Consider the following 22,402-nt stretch of genomic DNA (forward strand, 5'->3'; position numbering starts at 1 on the left):
TCTAAAGTATATACACGACGAAATTAATTTCAGGGTTGCTTTGCAAGAACAGTGCCAACCGGTTTGATCAGTCGCAGAAAAATAAATCCGGCGATGCCTGCTGCAAGGGAGGCAACAATTACTGACATGATAGCTATAATCTGCATTTCCCTTTCCTGGTAGGCCAGTGAAGAAATAAAAATAGACATGGTAAAACCAATACCGGCAATAAGTCCAACGCCGGCAAGCTGTAACCAGCCTGATTTTGAAGGCAGGGTAGCCAGCTTGAGTTTTACGGCCGCAAAGGAAAGGGTAAAAATACCCAGTGGTTTTCCCAATACCAATCCGGCAATGATGCCGTAACTGATTTTATTGTGCAGCGCGCCGCTGATATCTGTGGGTAAAAGGATGGCAGTATTGGCGAGGGCAAACACAGGCATGATAACAAAATTCACGGGGTCATGTAAACTATGCACCAGTCCGGCTATACGGTCCTGCGGAATACAGAACGCCAGTAATACCCCTGCAATAGTGGCATGCACGCCGGAATTGAAGACGCAATACCAGAGTACAATACCGGGGATGTAATAAAAGATCAGGCGTTGTACTTTCAGGAAGTTCAATAACAGCGGGATGAGCAACACACCGCCGCCGATCAGTAAATATTTTACATCCAGGTGTGGGGTATAAAAGATGGCAATGGTTAATATGGCGCCCAGGTCGTCGATAATGGCCAGCGCCATCAGGAAAATTTTGAGCGTTACCGGCACTCTTCTGCCCAGCAGTGACAAAATGCCCAGTGAGAAAGCAATATCGGTAGCCATAGGAATACCCCAGCCATGTGCATACGGCGTATTTTTATTGAAGAGGGCGAAGATCAGCGCGGGGAACAGCATTCCGCCGATGGCAGCCAATACCGGCAAAATGGATTTGCGCACAGAAGATAATTCTCCCACGGTAAGTTCTCTTTTTATTTCCATTCCTACGAGGAAAAAGAACAGTACCATCATACCGTCGTTTATCCATAACAGGTAGGAATTGGGCAGGTGTAAAGACCTGTATTGATAATGGTGACCGCCTGCGGGATCAAATAAAGTATTCCAGAACCCTATATAATCTTCCTGCACACCGGAGTTAGCCAGTATCATTGATATGATGGTGCATACAATGAGTACTATTCCTACCGCGCGACTATCTTTCAGAAAGGTGTGGATAGGGGATATCAGTGTTTTCCGGATGATGTTAATAGAGGTCTTGATCACAGCATTTCTTTTGGGTAAAAAAATATTTCCGGGAGAGATGATATTGCAAATGGCTGCGGTGAAGCAGCCATTTCCAGGTATCGTTCCAACGAAAATTATTGCATTAGCTCGTATTTCGTTTTCGGCTGCCGTTTAATGTCCCACTTAAAGTTTTCCAGCAGGAGCTGTTCTTTAGGTCGTTGGGTAAACGGATACACGGTTCCTTCCGGATCTTTGATCAGTACTACCTTATCTACTTCTCCTTTCTTAAAAAAGATGTTGATAATGGCGCACTGGGCTTTGTTGACGCTCATATAAGCGCCGGCCTTATCCTTAATATAGTTAATCGTTTCCGCGTTCCCTTCCACATGCATCCAGTCGAGGGTTTCACCCAGCACATAGCCGGTAATCACGTTGCCTTTGATCTGGTTAAACATGCCTGGTCCGGCTTCATTAATAATAAAGCCGTTGTTTTTGAGCAGCATTTTATCTGCTGTCTGGTTTTTGGTGAACATGAGGATGGTATCGCCGCTTAGCTGGGTGGTGTTATTAGACCACAGCACGGGGGTACCATAGAAGCGGAAGATAGAATCCTTTGACGAATAGTATACGCTGTCTGCCACGCCCTGGAGGGAGTCGGAGAATATTTTTACATGATGGTAAGCGAGGATATACCGTTGCTCGCTGGTGTCTTTGGGCGCCGTGAGGGCCATACTGTCTGCGTGGTGTTTGATACCGGGCAGGGAATCGTGCATCACTACATCCGGTATGGGCGCCACTTTTATGTTTGTTACCGCGGAATCCAGTTTCTGCCTGGTTTTGGCAAGAGTGCTGTCGGCGATGAACATCATAACGTTGGCGGCTACACTATCCTGTTGTTTCCGGGCGATGGAATCGCCGCGTGTGATGGGGGATATGGTAGCGGTAAATTTCTCCGGCGGTCGTATGTTTTTGATTGTTTTCAGATTCTTTGTAGGAGAATCCGGAATGCGTTTCAGGCCGGCTACAGAGGGAATAGATAAGCTGTCGTCTGGCCTGATCACGCCTGAAAACAGGGTGTCGGCGGCCATATACAGGGTATCTTTATTTTTTTCCATGATGAGCAGCGGCTTCTGGGTGGCGAGCACCGTTTTTTCGCGTTGGTTTACGATGCCCCTGTTTGCCAGCAGCGACATTTTGCGGGCGGTATCTTTATACACCATGTTACCGGTGGCATAGGCCATGCCGGTGAGTTTATCCATTTCTATATTATCGGCGGTAATAGTGCCGGTGCTGTCTTCGATGGTAGGCCGGTTACCAAAGTTACCGTATCCTTTTTCCGTATCATAATAACCACTGGTGGCGTACATCACGCTTTTGTCGTTATTGTTGATGGTGGTAGGCGCTACGATGGTGGCTATTTTGGTATCGGTATTATAGAGCAGTTCATCGGTGCTGAGGGTGTATTCCGGATCTACCAGCAATACATTCCGCATGAAATGCATTTCTTTGGTATCGGTATAATAGTATCCTTCATCGCTGGTGAGTACACTTTTACCATTTACGAGTTTACCGGTTTTAACATAGGAGCCTATCTTGGCGTTCATGTCGTACTGCAGCTCTGGTCCGGTGATGGTAACTTTCCCGTCTGTGAGTTTTGCATTTTCCCTGAGGAGTGCAATGCGGGTATTGGCATCGTAATTCAGGTAATTACCGTAGATATGCACGCTGTCGGCCTGGTTAATATGTATATGGCCGTATGCGTCGATGATATTGGTTTTATTATTTTTCACGGCGCTGTCGCAGTTAAACAGGGTAGTACCTTGTTTAAATACGGCGTTGCCGATGAAGCGGGTTACGCTGATAGAATCTTTTTCATTCATGATCAGTGTATCCGCGTGAATAATTTCAATTACCGACCCGGTTTTCGGCGCTGGTTGGGCCGGAAACTGGGCGCTGGCCGTAGCTGCCAGCAGGCAGATGACGGCCAGAAAAATCCCTGATTTTATGTATCGATGCATTGATTCTTTTTATTGTACCGCTATTGTGTCAGAAGGTAACGGTTTCGTTTTATCTTTTTTGCCAAACAGGGAGAAGTGTACATAACGTTTTGGATTAACCCGAAGGTCTTCCAGCAGTTTATTCAGGTTACCCAATGAGTACTGAAGGTTGTTGTACGCTTTTTTATCGTTCAGCAGCATGCCCGCAGTGCCATCGGTCGTATTCAGTTTGTTGAGGGTCTGGTTAAGGCCGGTGACAGTTTGCTGCAGTTGTAGCAGTGTTTTGTCGATGTTACCTTTAGCCAGCGCATCGGTGGCTTTCTGGGCATTATCCAGTATACCGGTAATTTTACCGTTATTATCTTTCAGGTTACCGGTAACGGCGGCCAGGTTGTCGAATGTTTTCTGGATGTTGCCGTTGTTGGGATCCAGCATACCGTTGAGGGATGCGGAAGTATGCGTAAAGTTACGCATGGTGGTATTCAGGTTGCGGATGGCGTCCTGGAGGTTGCCTTTAGCGGTGGTATCGAGAATGGCGTTTACCGACATCAGTACGGAGTCGATATTAGACAGGGTGCCTTCCAGTTTTTTTACCAGCGGGTTAAGCTGTTCTTTCAGGGCATCGGTCATAGAGCCATCCACGGCTGCGTAGATGGTATCGCCACTTTGCAGGTATTCGCCGGCGTTACCCAGGTCGAGCTGTACTGTTTTGGTACCCAGCAGGTCGCTGCTGATACGTGCCACAGAGTTACGGGGGATGTCAATTTTTTTGGTAATGGTGATGGCAACCAGGATGCGGGAAGCATCTTTGCCCATTACTTCCAGGTTAGCTACATTACCAACCACCAGGCCATTTACCTGTACTGCATTGGCTGGTTGTAAACCGTTTACCTGGTGGTATACCGCGTAAATGGTTTTATTATGAGAAAACAGGCTTTTTCCTTTCAGCAGATTAAAGCCCAGCACAAGTAAGGTTATACCCAGCACAGTTAATACACCTACTTTGGTTTCGTTAGATAATTTGAGCATGAGATTCGTATACGTTCACGCAAAAATAATCAAAAAGCATGCACGGAAGTGGTCGTACGAAAATGTTAGTAATAAAAAAGAGGAAAGCGGGGTAATAAGAAGAGGGGATCGGGGAGGTGGTATGATTAGCAGGAAGTTACGAAAGCGTCTTTAAAACCCAGCTTGCGGGCTTTGCGCATGGCGCCGGAGGCTTGTTCATCGGTCCTGAACCGGCCCAGGATATATTTGTTCAGTTTTTTTTTATTCATCACGATGGGTTGGCGGTTCACATCGCCGTGGAGCTTCCTGAAAATGGAAGCTCCCGGTTTATAAAATTTGTCAGTGATCATGAGTTGTACGCAATAGCTGTCGCCGGGTACAGGTGCGGACTTATTATTGCTGCTCCTGTTGCTGGTGTTTAAGTAAGCGGTGGTGTTATTGCTTTTGGAAGATGCTTTGGTGGTAGATGTTTGGGTATTGCGGTTATTGGTAAACCTGTCGAGTTCCTCACGGTAACGCTTAATGGCTTTATAAATGCAATTGGCCAGTTCCTGTTGTCCGTTGTTGGAGTTGAGGTAGTCTTCTTCTTCGGGGTTGCTGATAAAGCCCAGTTCCACTAACACGCTTGGCATGGCGGTGGCAGACAGTACCCAGATCCCTTTTTCATTTCTTTGCCTGGCGCCGCGGCTGATGCGTCCTACCCGGGTAAATTCATCTTCAATAAGGGTAGAGAGGCGGAGGCTCTGGTCGAAGTAGGCGTTTCTCAGGGTATTGAGCAGGATGAAGGTTTCGGGATCGTCGCTCATCAGCTGCTGGGTTTCTTCTGAGTTGGCATCAAGTACGATAACGGAGTTTTGTTTCAGTGACTCCATCTTTGCGTTGTTTTTGCTGGTAGCCCATATATACGTTTCCGTGCCTTTGGCGTTGCTGGGGTAGTAAGCGTATATGGGTTGTTTAACCGCTATTTTCTTTTTCCCTTTTTTACGGTAAACGGTTTTATAGTCTACTACTTTACGGATTTTCCCGGTAGAATTACAGTGGATAGACACAAAAAGTTCCCCTTTGTTGTCGTTGGCAATCTGTGCTTTTTTGCGGGGATCATCAAAACGGTCAGTTTTTCGTGTATACACTACCTTTACATCGGGCATATTTTCTTCCAGGATCTTTCCCAGTTTCAGTGCCACTTCCAGTGTTACCTGTTTTTCGGTAGAATAGCTGCCTTTTGCGCCGGGATCTTCACCGCCGTGGCCGGCATCAATAACAATAGTTCGTATAGGCTTGTCCTGTTTATCGGAAACGGGATTTGTTTTGGCCTGAATAAATAAGGTACAGGTGAGTAGTGTTCCCAGTCCTAAAATCCAAAATCGGTTCCAGCGCATGATTCTCATTTTAATGGGTGCTGTTTTTCACAAAAAATAAAAAAATAAGTTTATCTGTTAAATTAATAATCCGCTTGTTCCACGTGAGTTTCCGCTACCTTTCGTTATATTACCTTACAAACATTACAAGTTACCATTTGTAATAAATTGTATAAAATCTTGTAGGTTTGCCGCCATAACACATGAACGCTAGCTACAAAAATAATTATAAAAAGTTTTTTCGGCATACATACCTGGTTTTTGCCGGTATGTTCATCGCCATTCCCTTTATTATAGATGCAGTTGCGTGTGAAAGGCCACAAGTTGTTACGTTTTTTAACAAAAGTTTGGCAGATACGACCCCGCTGATACGGAAAGATACCGGTAAAATACCTAAACCGGCAGCTGTTCCCCCTGTCACAGCCGATTCCACCCAATTAACCAAAGGCGTGGACACCAGCGGTGAAACGACAGTTGATACCTTGTTCGTACCAAAGATATCGAAAGACACGCTGGATGCGCCGGTAAATTATAAGGCAAAGGATTCCATCATCCTGATGGTACCCGATAAACGCTTCTATTTATATGGCACGGCCAACACAAAATACAAAACGATTGACCTTTCTGCCGAAAAAATGAATTTCGACCAGGAAACCGGCATTTTGGAGGCTACCAACGCCAAAGACACCGCCGGCAAGCTGTTTGGCGGCCCGGTGATGAACGACGGCGGACAAAGCTTTGAATCGGATACTCTCAAGTATAACTTTACCTCCCAGAAAGCAAAGATCTATAATACCCGCTCCCAGTACGGAGAAGGCTACATTCACAGCCAGCAAACCAAAAAAGCGGCGGATAATACCATTTTCGGCTTTAAAAACGGGTATACCACCTGTAACCTGGATACCCCGCACTTTAGCTTCAGAGCCCGTAAAATAAAGGTAATCCCTGATAAACTGGTGATCTCCGGACCGGCTAACCTGGAAATTGAAGGCATTCCTACACCTTTGTATATACCTTTTGCCATTTTCCCCATCACCCAGGGACAACGCTCCGGGATCCTGCCGCCACAGTACGTGGTGAACCAGCAGAAAGGGATCGGCCTGGAAAACGGCGGGTACTATATCGGGCTGGGCGATCATTTTGACCTTACCATGCGGGGGGATGTGTATTCCTACGGCAGCTGGAGCCTCACGGCCAGTCCTACCTACCGGAAACGCTATAAGTACAACGGAGGGCTTAACCTGAGCTTTGCCAATACCCGCTTCGGGGATCCGGCCGTAAAATCAGAGTTCAGCACATCCAAAGACTTCCGCGTAACCTGGAACCACAGCATGGACAGCAAGGCACGCCCCGGCGTGAACTTTGGCGCCGCGGTGAACTTCGGAACCTCGTCTTATAACAGATACAACGTGTATGATTACAATACCCGTGTAAATAATAACATCGGATCGTCTATCACGTTCTCTAAAACCTGGCAGGGGAAACCCTATAACCTTACAATGGGGTTGAACCACTCCCAGAACTTAAGCACCCGCGATGTGTCCATCTCTTTCCCGGATGCAACCTTCACGGTGAACACGATCTACCCTTTCCAGCCAAAGGAAATGGTGGGTACGCCAAAGTGGTACGAAAAAATCGGGGTTTCCTACAATACCATCCTGCGTAACCAGGCTAATTTCAAGGATTCCCTGTTTGGAAAGCAAGCGATGTTTGACGCCATGCAAACAGGTATGCAGCACAATATCCCGATCTCATTCTCTATCCCGGTGTTTAAGACCTTTACCTTATCACCAGGGATCAACTATACAGAATACTGGTATACCAAGAAATTTGCCCGTAAATGGGATCCCAAAAAGTGGAATCCCGGACTCGATACTTTCGGTGCTATTGATACTACTTATATTCCCGGTTTCTACAGTGCGCGCGACATCAGCGCCAGCATGTCGTTGTCTACCGCCATATACGGTATGTACACATTTAACAAGAATTCAAAGGTGAAAGCCATCCGCCATGTGATGAGGCCCACGCTGAGCGCCAGTTACCGTCCGGACCTTTCCAGTAAGTACTATCATGAACTGCAGTACAACAAGGAAGGCGATAAACAAATTGTATCCGACTTCGACGGGGCTATCATCGGGGTGCCATCTCCCGGCGCATTCGGTGGTTTGAACTTCGGACTGGATAATAACCTGGAGATGAAGGTATTCTCGAAAAAAGATACCACGGGGAACCATGAAAAGAAAATAAAACTATTGGATGGTTTTGGGATCAACGGCAGCTACAACCTGGTGGCCGATTCATTTAAGTTGTCTACTTTCAGCCTGTACGCCCGCACCAACCTGTTCGATAAACTGAATATTTCCGCCAGCGGTAACATCGACCCATACCAGGTAGATGCCCGTGGCCGCCGCCTCGATAAATACGTATGGCAGCAGGGTAAAATCAGCCTGGGGCGTTTAACTAACGCGAGCGTTTCCCTGAGCACTTCGTTCCAGTCGAAGGATGCAAAGAGCAAGGAAAAGGAACAGAAGATCGACTCTTTGGAGAATGTACAGGGCGCAGACGCCGCTTTTGCTGCGCAACAGCGACAGCTGCAGATGGTGCGTAATAATCCGGGCGAATACGTGGATTTCGATATCCCCTGGCGTGTGGATCTTTCTTATAGCTTATCTTATACCAACACCATTATCCCCGATTCCGGCGGTGTGGTAAAGCGTATTACCCAATATGTAAGTTTTAACGGCGACTTTAGTCTCACGCCAAAATGGAAGATTGGTTTGAACAGTGGTTTCGACTTTACCAATATGCAGATCGCCTATACGAATATGTATATCTCACGCGACCTGCACTGCTGGCAGATGTCTATCAACCTTATTCCGTTTGGTACTTTCCGGCAGTTTAGTATCACCATTAATCCGAAAGCCGGTATTTTGCGTGATCTGCGGATAAACCGATCGAGACAGTTCCAGGATCTCTAACAAACGAAAGCGGGGATTGCCTTAGGCAATCCCCGCTTTCGTTATATTATTTTGTATTGTTGGCCAGGTAATAATCCCACATCAGGCGGAATACTTTTTCCTTAAAAGCCGGAAGGTCATCTCTTGTCATTCCCGTAGTAGGCAAAGGCGGCAGGAAATGATAATCGATGCGATGCGGCCATGCGAAAAATTTCTTTCCTACCGGTAATATTTTTTTAGTGTGAAAAAGCAACGACGGCATCAGTGGCACCTGTGTGTCTATCGCTAATGCAAAGGCGCCGTCATAGAAATCTTTTAAAGGCTGATCCGTGCGGTTGCGTGTGCCTTCCGGGTAAAGCAGGATGTGTATGCCTAAACTGAGGGCATGTTTCATTTCAACAATGCTTTGTTTGCGGCTGGCTTCACTGCTGCGGTCTACCAGGATACCACCTATGCGGTACAGCACACCAAACAGCGGTACTTTGCCGAGAGATGCTTTTGCGAGTGTTTTATTGATACCGGGAATTTCTGCAGATGTAACCGGCACATCGATCAATGAATTGTGATTACATACTACTACATAGGTTTGTCCGGGTGCAAAATATTCCAATCCTTTTTTGCGTACAGGGCAGCCGATCAGTGGCTGATATACCTTCATCCATATTCTTCCAAAGAAAAGAAATCCTTTTGTTCTACGTGGTTCCGGCATGTAAGAAATGATCCATATGGGAATGAATACTACCAGCATTGTTAGTGCGAACATCACCAACATCCATGCTGCGAATATTCTGCCGAAGATATTTTTAAACATAGGGGTTGTTTTTTTACAGTCTCCAGTCTACCGGTGCTATGCCTGCCTTTCCGAGTATTTCATTTGTTCTTGAAAAATGTCTGCATCCAAAAAATCCTTTATCGGCACTGAAAGGAGAGGGGTGTGCTGCCTGCAATATATGATGTTTTGTAGCGTCTATCAGGTATTGTTTATCCTGTGCAAAGCGGCCCCAGAGCAGGAATACCACATCGCTCCGCTGATCTGAAATTTTGCGGATCACAGCATCTGTAAAATCGCCCCAACCTATTTTGCTATGGGAGGCTGGTTCACCGGCCCTTACGGTAAGAAAGGCATTTAACAACAGTACGCCATGTTCTGCCCATTTGGTAAGATTGCCGCTGGTAGGTATTTCCAGCCCGAGATCTGTTTTCATTTCTTTGTAAATATTCACAAGCGAGGGAGGAGGTTTTACGCCATCCGGTACGGAAAAGCTGAGTCCATGCGCCTGTCCTGCACCGTGATAGGGATCCTGCCCGAGAATCACTACTTTTACTTTATCTATAGGCGTTTTGTCAAAGGCATTAAAGATCAGGTTTCCGGCAGGATAAATCACTTTACCCAATGCCTTTTCATGTTTAAGAAACATCACGATCTGATCGAAATAAGACTTATGAAATTCATCTTTCAGCGCTTCCTTCCAGCTTGATTCTATTTGTACATCCATAGTGTTCACATCAATATTTAGAGAAAAATAAATTAAATTTGATTTATTGGGAGAAATTTACATAAATTTGCACTCCCAAAATGCGAGTTAAATATAGTAATTTATTTCACATTTTAAGGGAAAACAAACACATAAGTCTTGGTAGCTCAGCTGGATAGAGCAACTGCCTTCTAAGCAGTAGGCCATTGGTTCGAATCCAATCCAGGACACAAAAAAAAGAATTGATGGTTGCATTTAACGATGCAACCATTTTCTTTTTTAGCCTGTTTGTAACCATACATTTTCGTATATCCGTTAGAGATATATTACCTGGCGGTATCCTTCAGCCAGGGCCGGCGACCAGCTTCCAGTATAGGCAGGTTAGCTTCTGTAGGTACATAAATCACCGCCTGCGGGTTTTTCTCAATGTTATCGATCCACAGCCAGTGGAGGTAGGCTTCATTGTTACGCAGCGACTCCCCGATGATCTGGTTGGAGCGGGCTACGCCATGCGCCCGGATGGTATCTGCAGCGGCCAGCATTGCGGCGCTTTCCATTTTGGCGCGGGCTTCCGCCACAGCTACTTCTTTGGATGCCTGCGCGTGCGCCAGCAGCGCTTCCCCTTCCATGCGCTGGGAGTATACTTTGTATTGCGGACAACCCCACAATCCAAGTATAATCAGGCCGGTAAATACTAAAAGAGCAAAAGTGGTGAGTGAAATAATGGATTTTGTATTCATAGAGGTAATGTCCTGCACCGCAGGACGGGGTTTGGTTTCAGGTTCAAATATAGTTATATATCGTATATGGCACGGTGACGCCTATCCGGTAACACAGGATTTTCTTCTTTTGTATACTTCTTCTCCTTCTTCACCGTTTATTAAAATTATATTTGTAGCGTTTTATTTTGCCATTATGATCGCATCCATATTAACCAGGCTTGAATCTTCCCGGAAGGAGTTGCTGGATTTAGGCCTCAGAAATCCATTGTTGAATTACAAGTTGCCGGCCGGCAAAGGTTTACATATTGTAGAAGAACAATCTGCTGCCATTTATGATATACTGGTGCGGGAAGGTAAAACCATGTCGTTCCTCGGCCGTCCCGAAAAAAAGCAGGAAGAAGAAGTAGTGCAGTATAATGAACCGGTATCGAAAGATGCGTTAACCGATACCCGTTTACAAACCAATGAAAACCAGGTAACCCTGCATTCCCGGTTGCTCAACACCTACTATGCCGCACGGATGAGCATGGAAGAGCAGGGGGTGAACATTCTCTATATTTCCCTGGGAATGTTGCAGTGGTACGAAGCCGCAGGCAGCGAAGAAGCACGGTTTGCCCCGCTGATCATGGTGCCGGTGCTGCTGGACCGCTCCAGTGCGAGAGAACGTTTCCGGTTGAAATATTCCCTCGAGGAAGTAGGCGCCAATATTTCGCTGCAGGCAAAAATGAAAGCCGACTTTAATATTAGTATCCCCGACCTGCCGGATGTGGAAGACTTTGATGTAAATGCTTACCTGGCAGAAGTGGCCGCAGCAGTGGAACCCATGCCGGGATGGAAAGTGGCCGCTGATACCGTGGAACTGGGCTTTTTCTCTTTTGGCAAATTCATGATCTATAACGACCTGGATGCTACCAAATGGCAGCAGGAAGATGATATCCTTACGCACCCGGTAATTCAAAGCCTTTTTGGCGGCGGGTTTTCAGACACTGCCCCACAGCTGCCGGACGATGTGTTTATCGACAACGATACCAATGCGCACGAACTGTTCCAGGTAGTGGATGCCGACAGCTCCCAGATCATGGCCATGCTGAGTGTGCAGGAAGGCCGTAACCTCGTGATACAGGGCCCGCCGGGAACGGGTAAATCGCAAACGATTACCAACATCATTGCAGACGCTATTGGCCGCGGAAAAAAAGTATTGTTTGTAGCGGAGAAAATGGCAGCACTGGAAGTGGTGAAACGCCGGCTGGATAATATCCAGCTGGGAGAAGCCTGTCTTGAATTACACAGCCACAAAGCCAATAAAAAAGAACTGCACCAGGAACTGAGAAAGGTGCTGGAACTGGGGCGCCCGTCTATCCAGAAGTTACAGGAAGAAGTATTACTCCTGGATGGTTATAAGAAAGAATTAAATGATTATTGTCTTTCGGTAAATGGCGCTATCGAAAAAAGCGGTTTAACCGCCCACCAGGTAATAGGCTACCTGTTGCGGCTAAACGAAGAAACTGCGGGTATCACCTTGCCGCATATACAATTGCCGGATATTACGCGGTGGGATGCTGCTGCGATGAACAAAGCCACTGCAATGGCATTGCGGATACAGGCATGTTTGCAGGAAACAGGCGTACCGGCCAATCTCGCTTTCCGCGGCAGCCGGCTCACGGTGTTGTTGCCGCATGAACAAACTGCTTTTGCCCAGCTGCTGAAAGAAGCATTGGCTGCACAGGCGGCATTGATGCAAACGACTTCCGCGATCGCAGGAAAAATGAGTATCCCATCTCCCAAAGATATTACCGCTATACACACGCTTATTGATATTTGTGCGTTGCTGGCCCGTCAACCGGACCTGCAGGAAATAGATGTGGCCAATAAAGCATGGTTGCTGCAAAAACAGGATATCGCGGAATGGCTGACTGCAGGCGTTGCGGCTACTGCTGTTCAGCAGCAATACCAGGAGATCTTTATTCCCGAAGCATGGGAACAGAATGTAATGGAGATCCGGGAAAACCTGCTGGCACATGGCCACAAATGGTATAAGTTCCTGATTGGCGCATACAAAAAAAGCAACCGTCAGCTGGCAGCGTTGTGCAAACATGCCTTGCCGGACGACAAAGAAGAAAAGCTGCAATACGTGGATGCGATCATGGAGTTCAGGCGGCAGGATACCCTGCTGAAAGAACACGCTGCTTTAGCCAGTACCCTGTTCGGCAGCCGCTGGCAGAAATCACATACCGACTGGGCTGCACTGGAAGAAGCAACGGCCTATCTAACGGAACTGCATACACGAATTTCAGCAGGTAGCTGCCCTGCGCAGGTGGCAACATGGTTGCACAGTCATCGCAGCGCCGCCGATGCCCTGGCCGATCAGCAGCGGATTGCGCAACTGCTGCAGGAGCAGCAGCAATGCAACACCGCGGTGCTGGAAAAGCTGGAAATGCCGCCGGCACAATTCCCTGTGCTGCTGGATGCACAGCAATGGCAGTTACAAACATGGACAGATAAACTACCGGAAATACATCATCTCATTGCGTGGAATAATATAACGGAAACGGCTATACAGGAACAACTGGGATGCCTGCTTACGCCGGTGCAGGATTGGGAAGGCGGCGCAAGACTACTGAGAACCGCACTGGAGAAAACATGGTACGAATACCTGGTGGAAACAGCCGTGAAGTCGCAGCCTGCGCTGCGTAAATTTGAACGTGCCGGTCATGAAGAAATGGTACAGCAGTTCCGTAAACTGGATGTACTGAACCTTCAGTATAACCGCGCCCGTGCAGCGTTACAGCACTGGGAGCAAATGCCCCGTGCAGATGCCGGCGGACAGGTAAACATCCTGCGCACGGAGTTTAACAAAAAGGCGCGTCATATGCCTATCCGTAAACTGATGCAGGAAGCGGGGCTGGCAATACAGGCGATCAAGCCGGTATTTATGATGAGCCCATTATCTATTGCCAATTTTTTACCGCCTGCCACACTGGAGTTTGACCTGGTTATTTTTGATGAAGCCAGCCAGGTGAAGCCGGTAGAGGCGCTGGGCGCTATTTTGCGCGGTAAGCAACTGGTAGTAGTGGGAGATAATAAACAATTGCCACCCACCAGTTTCTTCGATTCCCTTACCCGGGAAACAGATGATGAAGAAAATGTTACGGCAGATATGCAGAGCATTCTTGGTTTGTGTGATGCACAGGGTGCGCCACAACGTATGCTGCGCTGGCATTACAGGAGCCGGCACGAATCGCTGATCACCTTGTCGAATCATGAATTTTATGAAAATAAACTGGTAATATTCCCCAGTCCGGGTGATAAAGAAAGAAAAGGACTGGTATTCCACCACCTGAAAGATACAGCCTACGACCGTGGTAAAACCCGCACCAATCCAAAGGAAGCGGAGATTGTAGCTGATGCGGTGATGGAACATGCGCGTAAAAATCCGGGAATGAGTTTGGGCGTGGTGGCGTTTAGTACCTCGCAGCGGCAGGCGATCAGTGATGCGCTGGAATTGCGCCGGCGTAAGTCGCCCGAGCTGGAATCATACTTCATGGCGCACCAGGACGAACCTTTCTTTGTAAAGAACCTGGAAAACGTGCAGGGCGATGAAAGGGACGTGATCTTTATTTCTATTGGTTACGGACGTACGGAGGAAGGATATGTGGCCATGTCTTTTGGCCCGCTGAATAATGAAGGCGGGGAAAGAAGACTGAATGTACTGATCACACGCGCGAAAACGCGTTGCGAAGTATTTACCAACATCACCGCCGACGATATTGATGTGAACAGAACAAAGAGTTATGGCATACAATCGCTGAAAAACTTCCTGTATTTCGCGCAGCATGGTAAGCTGTATATGACCGCGGAAACAGGGCTTCCGGCGGATAGTCCGTTTGAGGAAAATGTAGCATCGAAACTGGAAGCGCTGGGATATATTGTGCGTAAGCAGGTGGGTTCAAAAGGATTTTATATTGACCTGGCTATTGTAGATGCGGAAAATCCGGGTCGTTATATATTGGGGATCGAGTGCGACGGGGCGGCTTATCATTCTGCCCGTTCCGCCCGCGACCGCGACCGCTTGCGGCAGCAGGTACTGGAAGCAGTTGGCTGGAAAATCCACCGCGTGTGGAGCACCGATTGGTTCCGTAATCCCGAGCGGGAACTGAACCGCCTGGTGGCGGCTATTGAAAAAGCAAAAGCCGCTGTGGCTATCGACGACCAGGTAGCCGAAGATGCGAAAAAAGAAACCCTGCAGGTATTGACCCGCGAAGCAGTAGAAGAAAAGGAAGAAGAAGTGCCGGTATATGAAACCGCAGTGCTGCCCGATGAGATCCGGGCGCAGGAATTTCATCTTTCTCCCATTGGTAAACTATGTAACTGGATAGAACAGGTAGTAGTAGTGGAAAGCCCGGTTCATTTCGACGAGCTGGCGCGGCGAATGGTAGAAGCAGCAGGCATTACCAGGGTGGGACCCCGTATCCGGGAAATACTGCGTCATGCTGTTCGTCATTCCGATGCCAGCAAACGGATCAAGATCAAAGGACAATTCCTCTGGGATACTTCACTCCCAACACCGGTAGTGCGCAACCGCAGCCAGTTGCCGGCTACTGCAAGGAAAATCAACTATATCGCCACTGAAGAAATAGGCGTGGCCCTGGAAAAAGTAGTGAAAGATGCCGTAGCTATTCAACGCGAGGACGCTGTGCCTTTCATCGCCAGGATGTTCGGCTACAGCCGCGTAACCGAAGAAATGAAAGAAGAGATCCTGAAAGCCATCGATATCAGTATTCAAAATAACCTGGTGCAACGGGAAGGAGAATTGCTGAAGGCATAATATCGTACAGGCATTGTGCTGAAACCGGACAAATTTAAATTAATAATATCTGTTTGATGCTGGTATTTAGGATACATCCGGGATGGCATGTTTTTGCTTTTCAGGTATGGAGAAGAGAATAGTGTGAGATAGTTATCAACTTTAAATTTCTCCCGATGTTTCGAAATCATCTCCTGATAGCATGGCGTAACCTGGTCCGGTTTAAATATTATTCCCTGATCAATATTGCCGGATTGTCTATTGGCCTTGCTGCCTGCTGGCTGTTGTTACTTTATGTGCACAGGGAAACCAGTTATGATAATTTTTATCCGCAGGCGGATCGTATATACCGGGCCGTTAATCATGCTACATGGACAGGTGGTAATTTGCACCTGGCCTCCACTTCCGCACCATTTGCCGCCGTGTTAAAAAAGGATTACCCGGAAATAGAACAGATTACAAGAGTAGAAGCTGATGGTGGCGCCGCATTGAAATATGGTGAAAAGAAACTGGAAGTAGGGGATATGTTTTTTGTGGACAGCACCTTTTTTGATGTGTTCAATTTCCCGATGGCCGCAGGCGATGCTATTTCCGCCCTGGCTCAGCCTAATTCGCTGGTGCTGACCCGGAGTCTTGCTCAGAAGCTGATTGGCAGCCCCGAAGAGGCAATCGGAAAAACAATCCTCACCGACGACAGCACCGCTTATACCGTGAGCGCTGTAATGGAAGATGTGCCCTCCAATTCTCATTTCTCTTTCAGCGCATTGCGCTTATTACCGCCGGACTACAACGCCAACGGCTGGCAGAATTTCGACGTATATACTTACCTGTTATTGCAGAAAGATGCAGACGCTAAAGCGCTGGAAAGCAAGCTGCCGGCATTTTTTGAGCGGTATTTAAAACCGCGGATGGGTGAGGTGACGTACAAAATGGAGCTACAGCCCGTGCGGGATATCCACCTGCATTCCCACCTCGATTATGAAATATCACCCAACGGCAACATCCTGTATATCTACATTTTTCTTTGTATTGGTTTGCTCACGCTGCTGATTGCCTGTATCAACTATATGAACCTGGCTACCGCCCGCGCCAGTGCGCGCATAAAAGAAGTGGGCGTAAGGAAAAGTATGGGATCGGGCAGGGAAGAAATTGCGCGCCTGTTCCTCACAGAATCCATGCTGCTCACCTTCCTGGCAGCCTTCGTTGCAATGGGACTGGTGGCTATATTGCTGCCCTGGTTCAATACGTTTACCGGTTCGCAGGTACAGTTGTGGCAGTTTGGACTGGTAAAAACCATCATCGTTATTGCGATGCTGGCTTTACTTACGGGGCTGTTTGCCGGGATTTACCCGGCAGTGTTTATGTCTGGTTTTAAAGTGATCAATTCGTTGAAAGGAAAGCTGGGAAACAGCGGCCACGCCGGTTTCCGGAAGGGGCTTGTTACCTTCCAGTTTATTGTTGCGATCATTTTAACAGGAAGCACGATGGTGGCGTATGATCAGCTGCAGTACATGATGCATAAGAACCTGGGTTTCGACAAAGACCAGGTATTGTCTTTCCATATACCGGACCAGCAGATGCGGAGTAAAATGCCGGTGCTGAAAGATCAGTTGTTGCGTAACCCGCTGGTGCAGCATGTGGCTGCGGCCAGCAACCCTATAGGCCGGAACAATATTGGCGGGCACGGCTTTTTCTTTGAGCAGAACGGCAGTATTTCCGACGCATCGGTAGTTGCGCAGAATTATATGGTGGACGCCGATTACCTGAAAACAATGGGCATCACGCTGCAAAGCGGCCGCAATTTTTCAGATACCGGCGAATCGGATATGCATCATTCGGTGCTGATCAATGAAACGCTTGTGAAAATGCTGAACTGGGATCAGCCGCTGGGAAAGCGGGTACAGTTTAAGATTGACCAGGAGGGGCATCGTGCGGAGCGTGTAGTGATTGGCGTTATGAAAGATTTTCACATTTATTCCCTGCAGCATAAAATAGCGCCGCTGGTGCTGGAAATGCCGCCATTCCCGGGTGTACAGGATAATGTATACGTAAAAGTGAGCAAATCAAACGTGCCGGCTGCAGTTGCCTATATTGAAAAGGTGTTTCATTCCTTTGATCCGGCCCATCAGTTTGATTATAGTTTTATTGATCAGAATTTTGCCAGGCAGTATGCCGGTGAGCAGAAGCAGGAAACGATTTTTATGTTGTTTGCGGTGCTGGCGTTGTTTATTGCCTGCCTGGGACTCTTTGGGCTGGCGGCTTTCACGGCCGTGCAGCGAACCAAGGAAATAGGTGTGCGTAAAACACTGGGCGCTTCTACCGGGAATATTGTAAAATTATTATCGAAAGATTTTCTGCAGTTACTGCTTATTGCTGCTGCAGTGGCATTCCCTGTTACCTGGTGGATTATGGACCGCTGGCTGAACAATTTCGCTTATCATGCAGGCATCAGTATCTGGGTGTTTGTGCTTACAGGTAGTGCAGTGGTGGTAATTGCTTTGGCTACCGTAAGTTTCCATGCAGTAAAAGCTGCACTGGCCAATCCTGTTAAGAGTTTGCGGGCTGATTAAAGAAGTGGGGCGGCTAAACGGGAAATATTTTATTACAAACAGTAGTTAAATATTTCCTTTTTTCTTCTCAAAAAATTGTAGCTCACTTTCAGACAAGCTGTTTTTACTAAGTGAGATCAAAAAGCGATTGGGGTTATAAACAACAAGAAAAACGTCCCTGTCAGTTATATCCAGTTTCTTGACCCAGTCCCATTCCTTTGTTTCTACCACTGCCTTGTTTCGATGCCTGATGATAATGTGCTGTTCGTTAAATTCTATGTCCGCATCGAAACTATTTTTATCTGCGATAGCTTTTGCGCTGAAATGATATATTGGAATCAGAATAATTATCAGGCAAAAAAAGTAAATTAATGATGAAAGAAAAATGCCCAATGAAGCGATAGGAATAGCATAACCAATAAGGAACATGCTTATTAAGTACATCCAGAGGCTTTTTTTCAGGAAGAAATGGATTTTAGCCCGGAGAATGCTGTTGTAATTTGATTGTATTCTTTTTATAACTGCCATTTCATTTGGGTTAATATGTTTACACTTTCAAAAAAAGGATGCAGCTGGCAAAATTAATAAGGAGTGAACTTTATAACAAGCCTTTTTCTGTTGCCTTGCGGATCAGCGCCGCAGAATTGTTTACTTCAAATTTTTGCATCAGGTTCCTCCGGTGCGTTTCCACTGTTTGGGTACTTATAAAAAGCTGCCTGGAAATGACAGCTGTGGTGGCGCCTTCGCTCACAAGCAACAGGATTTCCTTTTCCCTTGTGGTAAGCCGCGGTACGCTCTCCTTCATAGCTGCTGGTGCAAAAAGCACTTTTTGCAGCTCTGCCTGCATGATGAACGTATTGTTCATCACCTGGAAAATCGCATTGACAAGGTCCTGCTTTGAGGTATTCTTTAACAGGTAGCCATCGGCGCCATTTTCCAGCATTTCCTGTATTACGCTTTTTTCTGTGTGATTGGTAAGTGCGATCACCTTTGTTGACCGGTACTGGTTTTTTATGATGCGGCAAACTTCCGTACCCGGCATTTCCGGAAGCCCGATATCAAGCAGTACTACATCAGTTGTATTGGACGCCAGGAATTGTAAGGCATCTTCAGCATTTGAAAAGCTTCCTTTCAGGTTCATCCTTTCCTCGTTTCGCAGGATGCTGCTCAACCCCTCAACAACGATGGAGTGATCTTCTACGATAATAATGGAAAGCTTATGCTCTTTCATCTGTTGGCAATTCTATATTTACAATTGTGCCTTTCCCGGCTTTTGTATAAATGTCCAGTTTCCCTTTTAAAAATTCCACCCGGCTCCGGATATTTCCCAGTCCCAACCCTTTGGAGGATTTTCCGCTTGCCTGGTCAAAACCTTTACCATTGTCTTCTGTTGTTATGTAGAAAGTATTCCCGTCCTGACTGCATTGCACAAAAGCTTCTGTAGCTTCCGCGTGCCTCACTACATTGGCAAGCAGCTCCTGCACAATACGGTAAATAATAATCTCAATTTGCTTTGGCATTCCGGCTTTTATGTTGAGAAAACTGGAATAAACATGAAGCCGATCGGTATGGCAGGATTGGCATAACTCAGCCAGTGCTGATTCCAACCCGGAGCGCAACAATGCTTCCGGCATCATGTTCCGTGCAATGCGCCGCAGTTCAGTCACCGAGTTATCCAGTTGTGCGATTACCCTGTTCATTTCAGCAGAAGGAGTATCCTGAAGCGCGCTTGTCAGATTGATTTTTACGCCGGCCAGCATGCCTCCCAGGCCGTCGTGCAGGTCCCTTGCCAAACGGGTCCGTTCTTTTTCTTCTCCTTCAAGCAATGCCTGGGCCACCGCTATCTGTTGTTGCTGTTTCACGTACACCAGCTCCTGTTCAGCCTTATCTTTCCGGAGCCGGAATAAGTAATAGAACAAACCGCCGGTAAGCAACATACCACCAATACTTCCCCACATGATCATCCGTTGCTTTCTCTCTTTGTTGTTGGCTTTCAACAATTCTTTTTCTTTTTGCACGTAATTATACCTGCCTTCCAGATCTGCGATCTGAAGACTGGACTGTTTTTTATAAAAGCTGTCTGATAATTCACTGTACATCGTCTGCCATCGATAGGCTGCTCCCATATTTCCGAGTTCTGCTTCAACAAAGGCAAGCTCCTGTAAAATATTCCTTTTATCGCTATCTATCTCTGCATAGCCTTCGTTATAAATTTTCAACAATACATTCCTGGAGGCTAAAAGGTCGTGTTTACTATTGTATAGTTTTGCTTTTTGAAAAAGCAGTGAACGGATATCAAACCTGCTCTTGATTTTTTCAGCAATGACCAATCCTTTCTCCAGGCTGTTTTCTGCCTTTTTCCAGTCTTCCTTTGCCCTGTAATACATACCTTCTGTTGTATAGTAATAGGGAAAATAAAGAGAATGGGGGTCTTTTTCAAGAATAGCGAAAGCACTGTCAAGGCTTGTTTTAGCCTCTGGAAGCATCTGCCTGTGTATATAGATATTTGCGAGATTGGTGAAGTTATCTGCCTGCCGCGGATCTAAGGGGGCGTGTCTGCGGAATATTTCTATTGATTTATGAAAATAAAAAATGGCTTTATCATACTCTTCATAATTCATAAAAGGAAGGGCAATGTTGGTGTACCCTTCTGCAACACGTATACTATCTCTTGCTTTGGCCGCCAAAGGAATAGCATGGTTCAGAAAAATATCCAGGTATTGTTTGTTATCGTTGTTGCGTTGTGCAATAACAGCTTTGTTGGCCCATGTCCGGCTTTGTAACCGATAGGATTCCGTTGTCTGGTATTTATGAAGATAGTCAAGGGCTTTATCAAAGGCGATGATTGCTTTATTTCCATCTGTATCCATATAAGCCCTGCCCAGATAAAAGAAACCTACCCCCTGGTAAAAGGGAAATTTTCCGGACCGCCGGAGCCCTTCCCGGATGTAAGCAGCAGCTCTGCCAGTATCCGAAACAGACCATTGATCCCCCAGCTCATAAAGCAAAATGGCCTTTGCAGTATCAGTGCTTGCTACCTGGATTGAGCGTAGCAAACTGTCTTCAAGGCTTCCAAACTGCGCATATGTACCCAGGGTGCTAAACAGAAAGATGGTAAGTAAACAGGTTTTCTTCATCCGGTCGACAAGGCATTAACAAATAATGATAGTAAGCTACCTATTTTTTTAATAACCCAAAAATCGGGGTTATTGGTGTTGGGGGCAATACCGGTTTTGCCTGATTTCATCTAAGGGTTTTCATGGAGAAGAAAAATGAAGGATTTTACGGATTGTTTTGAGCTGCATTTCATCGCAATTTAGCAATGCCATTCCCCATTTAATTAGCGTATATGAAAGCAAGAATATTACTACTTCCGGTCCTCGTTGCAATGATGCTGTTCAATGCCTGTAAGAAAGATGACCAGCAGGGTCCTGGTGGAGACAACGGCTCTTACAATTATGGTCCCGGGGCTATCTTTATCAAACAGGGCACCGAAGGGATTACAAAAATTGATATGTCCACCGGGGAATTATCACTGGTGATGAAAAATTGGTTAGATGCAGGCTGGGATATTAGCTGGGATGGAAAAAAGGGAGTAAAGCAGGTTGATGTATCCTATGATGAGACCAAATATATCATTTTCAATACGGGTGATGGCTCCACGCTTAAAGAGGTCAGCTATGAACCCGCCGATAATCATGGCGGGCTGCCTTGTATTTCTCCCGATGGTACCAAACTGGCTTTGCGTCCAACACTCCGGGAGGGACTTGTCATCCTTGATATGGCAGGTAATGTGCTCAAAAGTATTGCCGGGTACGGAGCTGATCATACTTTTGAATATTTAGACCCCATTAACTGGGCTCCGGATGGTTCTATACTGTTTAAAAAGAACAGCAGCCTGTATCGCACATCCGTTGATTTCAGCCGTGCCTTTAAAATCAAAGACATTCCTTTTGCTGACTGGAAGGGGGATGCTGTTGCCAGTCCCGACGGGCAAAAAATAGCGATGAGCCTCAATGGTCATATCTGGTTGATGAATGCTGATGGCAGCGATCTGCACCAGGTCACGCAGAGCAGCCAGCAGGAGGTGGCGCCCTCTTTTTCCCCCGATAGCAGGTATATAGCCATGAAGGCCAATTCGCGGGCGGGTGTTCCCGGCAGTGGTACAACAGCCCCTCATCTTTGCCTGATTCCAGCTGATGGGCAGGTTTACAAAGTGTATCCAGGCGAAGATAACCGGGTTATACACCCCACGGTAAAGGGGGCCAGCCCTGATTCCAGGGGACTTGGCGTAGCCATAGTGGGTGATTTTGTTTGGCGGTAACAGACA

14 protein-coding genes and 1 tRNA gene are annotated in these 22,402 nt (G+C 46.8%); 5 read left to right on the plus strand and 10 right to left on the minus strand.

What is annotated here, in order from left to right; all coding sequences use genetic code 11:
- Nucleotides 1–29: 29 nt before the first annotated feature.
- The 4 genes from nhaA to B5Z18_RS30635 all read right to left on the minus strand — a co-directional run bounded on the left by nhaA (nucleotide 30) and on the right by B5Z18_RS30635 (nucleotide 5,586).
- Nucleotides 30–1,241: a Na+/H+ antiporter NhaA gene (nhaA, locus tag B5Z18_RS30620; RefSeq protein ID WP_227024608.1), complete on the minus strand. Its 1,212-nt coding sequence runs from the start codon at nucleotides 1,239–1,241 to the stop codon at nucleotides 30–32.
- 95 nt (nucleotides 1,242–1,336) lie between these two features.
- Nucleotides 1,337–3,220, minus strand: a complete 1,884-nt coding sequence (locus tag B5Z18_RS30625; protein WP_079473385.1) for an OstA-like protein — start codon at nucleotides 3,218–3,220, stop codon at nucleotides 1,337–1,339.
- 9 nt (nucleotides 3,221–3,229) lie between these two features.
- Nucleotides 3,230–4,228 carry an MlaD family protein gene (locus B5Z18_RS30630; protein ID WP_079473386.1) on the minus strand — a complete coding sequence of 333 codons (999 nt, stop codon included), beginning with the start codon at nucleotides 4,226–4,228 and terminating at the stop codon, nucleotides 3,230–3,232.
- A 125-nt stretch (nucleotides 4,229–4,353) separates the two neighbouring features.
- Nucleotides 4,354–5,586 carry an N-acetylmuramoyl-L-alanine amidase family protein gene (locus B5Z18_RS30635; RefSeq protein ID WP_159454492.1) on the minus strand — a complete coding sequence of 411 codons (1,233 nt, stop codon included), beginning with the start codon at nucleotides 5,584–5,586 and terminating at the stop codon, nucleotides 4,354–4,356.
- Nucleotides 5,587–5,912: 326 nt separating this feature from the next.
- On the opposite strand from B5Z18_RS30635, the gene B5Z18_RS30640 reads away from it, so the two are divergent.
- Nucleotides 5,913–8,543: a putative LPS assembly protein LptD gene (locus tag B5Z18_RS30640; protein WP_133256221.1), complete on the plus strand. Its 2,631-nt coding sequence runs from the start codon at nucleotides 5,913–5,915 to the stop codon at nucleotides 8,541–8,543.
- A gap of 46 nt (nucleotides 8,544–8,589) precedes the next feature.
- Here the strand turns inward: B5Z18_RS30640 and B5Z18_RS30645 are convergent, their stop codons facing one another.
- Both B5Z18_RS30645 and ung read right to left on the minus strand, forming a co-directional pair.
- On the minus strand, nucleotides 8,590–9,333 hold the full coding sequence (locus B5Z18_RS30645; protein ID WP_079473389.1) for a lysophospholipid acyltransferase family protein: 744 nt from the start codon (nucleotides 9,331–9,333) through the stop codon (nucleotides 8,590–8,592).
- Between the two features lie 13 nt (nucleotides 9,334–9,346).
- Nucleotides 9,347–10,018 (minus strand): uracil-DNA glycosylase, encoded by a 672-nt coding sequence (gene ung, locus B5Z18_RS30650; protein WP_079473390.1) that lies wholly within the window; start codon nucleotides 10,016–10,018, stop codon nucleotides 9,347–9,349.
- A 135-nt stretch (nucleotides 10,019–10,153) separates the two neighbouring features.
- Here ung and B5Z18_RS30655 point away from each other — a divergent pair.
- Nucleotides 10,154–10,227 (plus strand) — tRNA-Arg (locus B5Z18_RS30655).
- A gap of 96 nt (nucleotides 10,228–10,323) precedes the next feature.
- Here the strand turns inward: B5Z18_RS30655 and B5Z18_RS30660 are convergent.
- On the minus strand, nucleotides 10,324–10,737 hold the full coding sequence (locus tag B5Z18_RS30660; protein ID WP_079473391.1) for an SPFH domain-containing protein: 414 nt from the start codon (nucleotides 10,735–10,737) through the stop codon (nucleotides 10,324–10,326).
- A 175-nt stretch (nucleotides 10,738–10,912) separates the two neighbouring features.
- Here B5Z18_RS30660 and B5Z18_RS30665 point away from each other — a divergent pair, with 175 nt between their 5' ends.
- The gene (locus B5Z18_RS30665) at nucleotides 10,913–15,544 is read left to right on the plus strand and encodes a DUF3320 domain-containing protein (protein ID WP_079473514.1); all 4,632 of its coding nucleotides are present in this window, start codon (nucleotides 10,913–10,915) and stop codon (nucleotides 15,542–15,544) included.
- Nucleotides 15,545–15,699: 155 nt separating this feature from the next.
- Entirely contained in the window at nucleotides 15,700–18,093 is a 2,394-nt protein-coding gene (locus B5Z18_RS30670) for an ABC transporter permease (RefSeq protein WP_079473392.1), read from the plus strand.
- 45 nt (nucleotides 18,094–18,138) lie between these two features.
- Here the strand turns inward: B5Z18_RS30670 and B5Z18_RS30675 are convergent, their stop codons facing one another.
- The 3 genes from B5Z18_RS30675 to B5Z18_RS30685 form a co-directional block, all read right to left on the minus strand.
- Nucleotides 18,139–18,600, minus strand: a complete 462-nt coding sequence (locus tag B5Z18_RS30675) for a hypothetical protein (RefSeq protein WP_079473393.1) — start codon at nucleotides 18,598–18,600, stop codon at nucleotides 18,139–18,141.
- 70 nt (nucleotides 18,601–18,670) lie between these two features.
- Nucleotides 18,671–19,303, minus strand: a complete 633-nt coding sequence (locus B5Z18_RS30680; protein WP_079473394.1) for a response regulator — start codon at nucleotides 19,301–19,303, stop codon at nucleotides 18,671–18,673.
- Nucleotides 19,290–21,209, minus strand: coding sequence for an ATP-binding protein (locus B5Z18_RS30685; protein ID WP_079473395.1), 1,920 nt, complete (start codon nucleotides 21,207–21,209; stop codon nucleotides 19,290–19,292). Before B5Z18_RS30685 ends, B5Z18_RS30680 begins: the two co-directional genes overlap by 14 nt.
- Before the next feature lie 212 nt (nucleotides 21,210–21,421).
- On the opposite strand from B5Z18_RS30685, the gene B5Z18_RS30690 reads away from it, so the two are divergent.
- Nucleotides 21,422–22,396, plus strand: a complete 975-nt coding sequence (locus B5Z18_RS30690) for a TolB family protein (RefSeq protein ID WP_143313753.1) — start codon at nucleotides 21,422–21,424, stop codon at nucleotides 22,394–22,396.
- Nucleotides 22,397–22,402: the final 6 nt, after the last annotated feature.

It is taken from the genome of Chitinophaga ginsengisegetis (assembly GCF_900168065.1).
Taxonomy (GTDB): domain Bacteria; phylum Bacteroidota; class Bacteroidia; order Chitinophagales; family Chitinophagaceae; genus Chitinophaga; species Chitinophaga ginsengisegetis.

Excerpts from the sequence above, each read along its gene's own strand:
- B5Z18_RS30625 (WP_079473385.1), bottom strand. The coding sequence starts at position 3,220 with ATGCATCGATACATAAAATCAGGGATTTTTCTGGCCGTCATCTGCCTG.
- B5Z18_RS30630 (WP_079473386.1), bottom strand. The coding sequence starts at position 4,228 with ATGCTCAAATTATCTAACGAAACCAAAGTAGGTGTATTAACTGTGCTG.
- B5Z18_RS30635 (WP_159454492.1), bottom strand. The coding sequence starts at position 5,586 with ATGCGCTGGAACCGATTTTGGATTTTAGGACTGGGAACACTACTCACC.
- B5Z18_RS30645 (WP_079473389.1), bottom strand. The coding sequence starts at position 9,333 with ATGTTTAAAAATATCTTCGGCAGAATATTCGCAGCATGGATGTTGGTG.
- ung (WP_079473390.1), bottom strand. The coding sequence starts at position 10,018 with ATGGATGTACAAATAGAATCAAGCTGGAAGGAAGCGCTGAAAGATGAA.
- B5Z18_RS30660 (WP_079473391.1), bottom strand. The coding sequence starts at position 10,737 with ATGAATACAAAATCCATTATTTCACTCACCACTTTTGCTCTTTTAGTA.
- B5Z18_RS30665 (WP_079473514.1), top strand. The coding sequence starts at position 10,913 with ATGATCGCATCCATATTAACCAGGCTTGAATCTTCCCGGAAGGAGTTG.
- B5Z18_RS30670 (WP_079473392.1), top strand. The coding sequence starts at position 15,700 with ATGTTTCGAAATCATCTCCTGATAGCATGGCGTAACCTGGTCCGGTTT.
- B5Z18_RS30675 (WP_079473393.1), bottom strand. The coding sequence starts at position 18,600 with ATGGCAGTTATAAAAAGAATACAATCAAATTACAACAGCATTCTCCGG.
- B5Z18_RS30680 (WP_079473394.1), bottom strand. The coding sequence starts at position 19,303 with ATGAAAGAGCATAAGCTTTCCATTATTATCGTAGAAGATCACTCCATC.
- B5Z18_RS30685 (WP_079473395.1), bottom strand. The coding sequence starts at position 21,209 with ATGAAGAAAACCTGTTTACTTACCATCTTTCTGTTTAGCACCCTGGGT.
- B5Z18_RS30690 (WP_143313753.1), top strand. The coding sequence starts at position 21,422 with ATGAAAGCAAGAATATTACTACTTCCGGTCCTCGTTGCAATGATGCTG.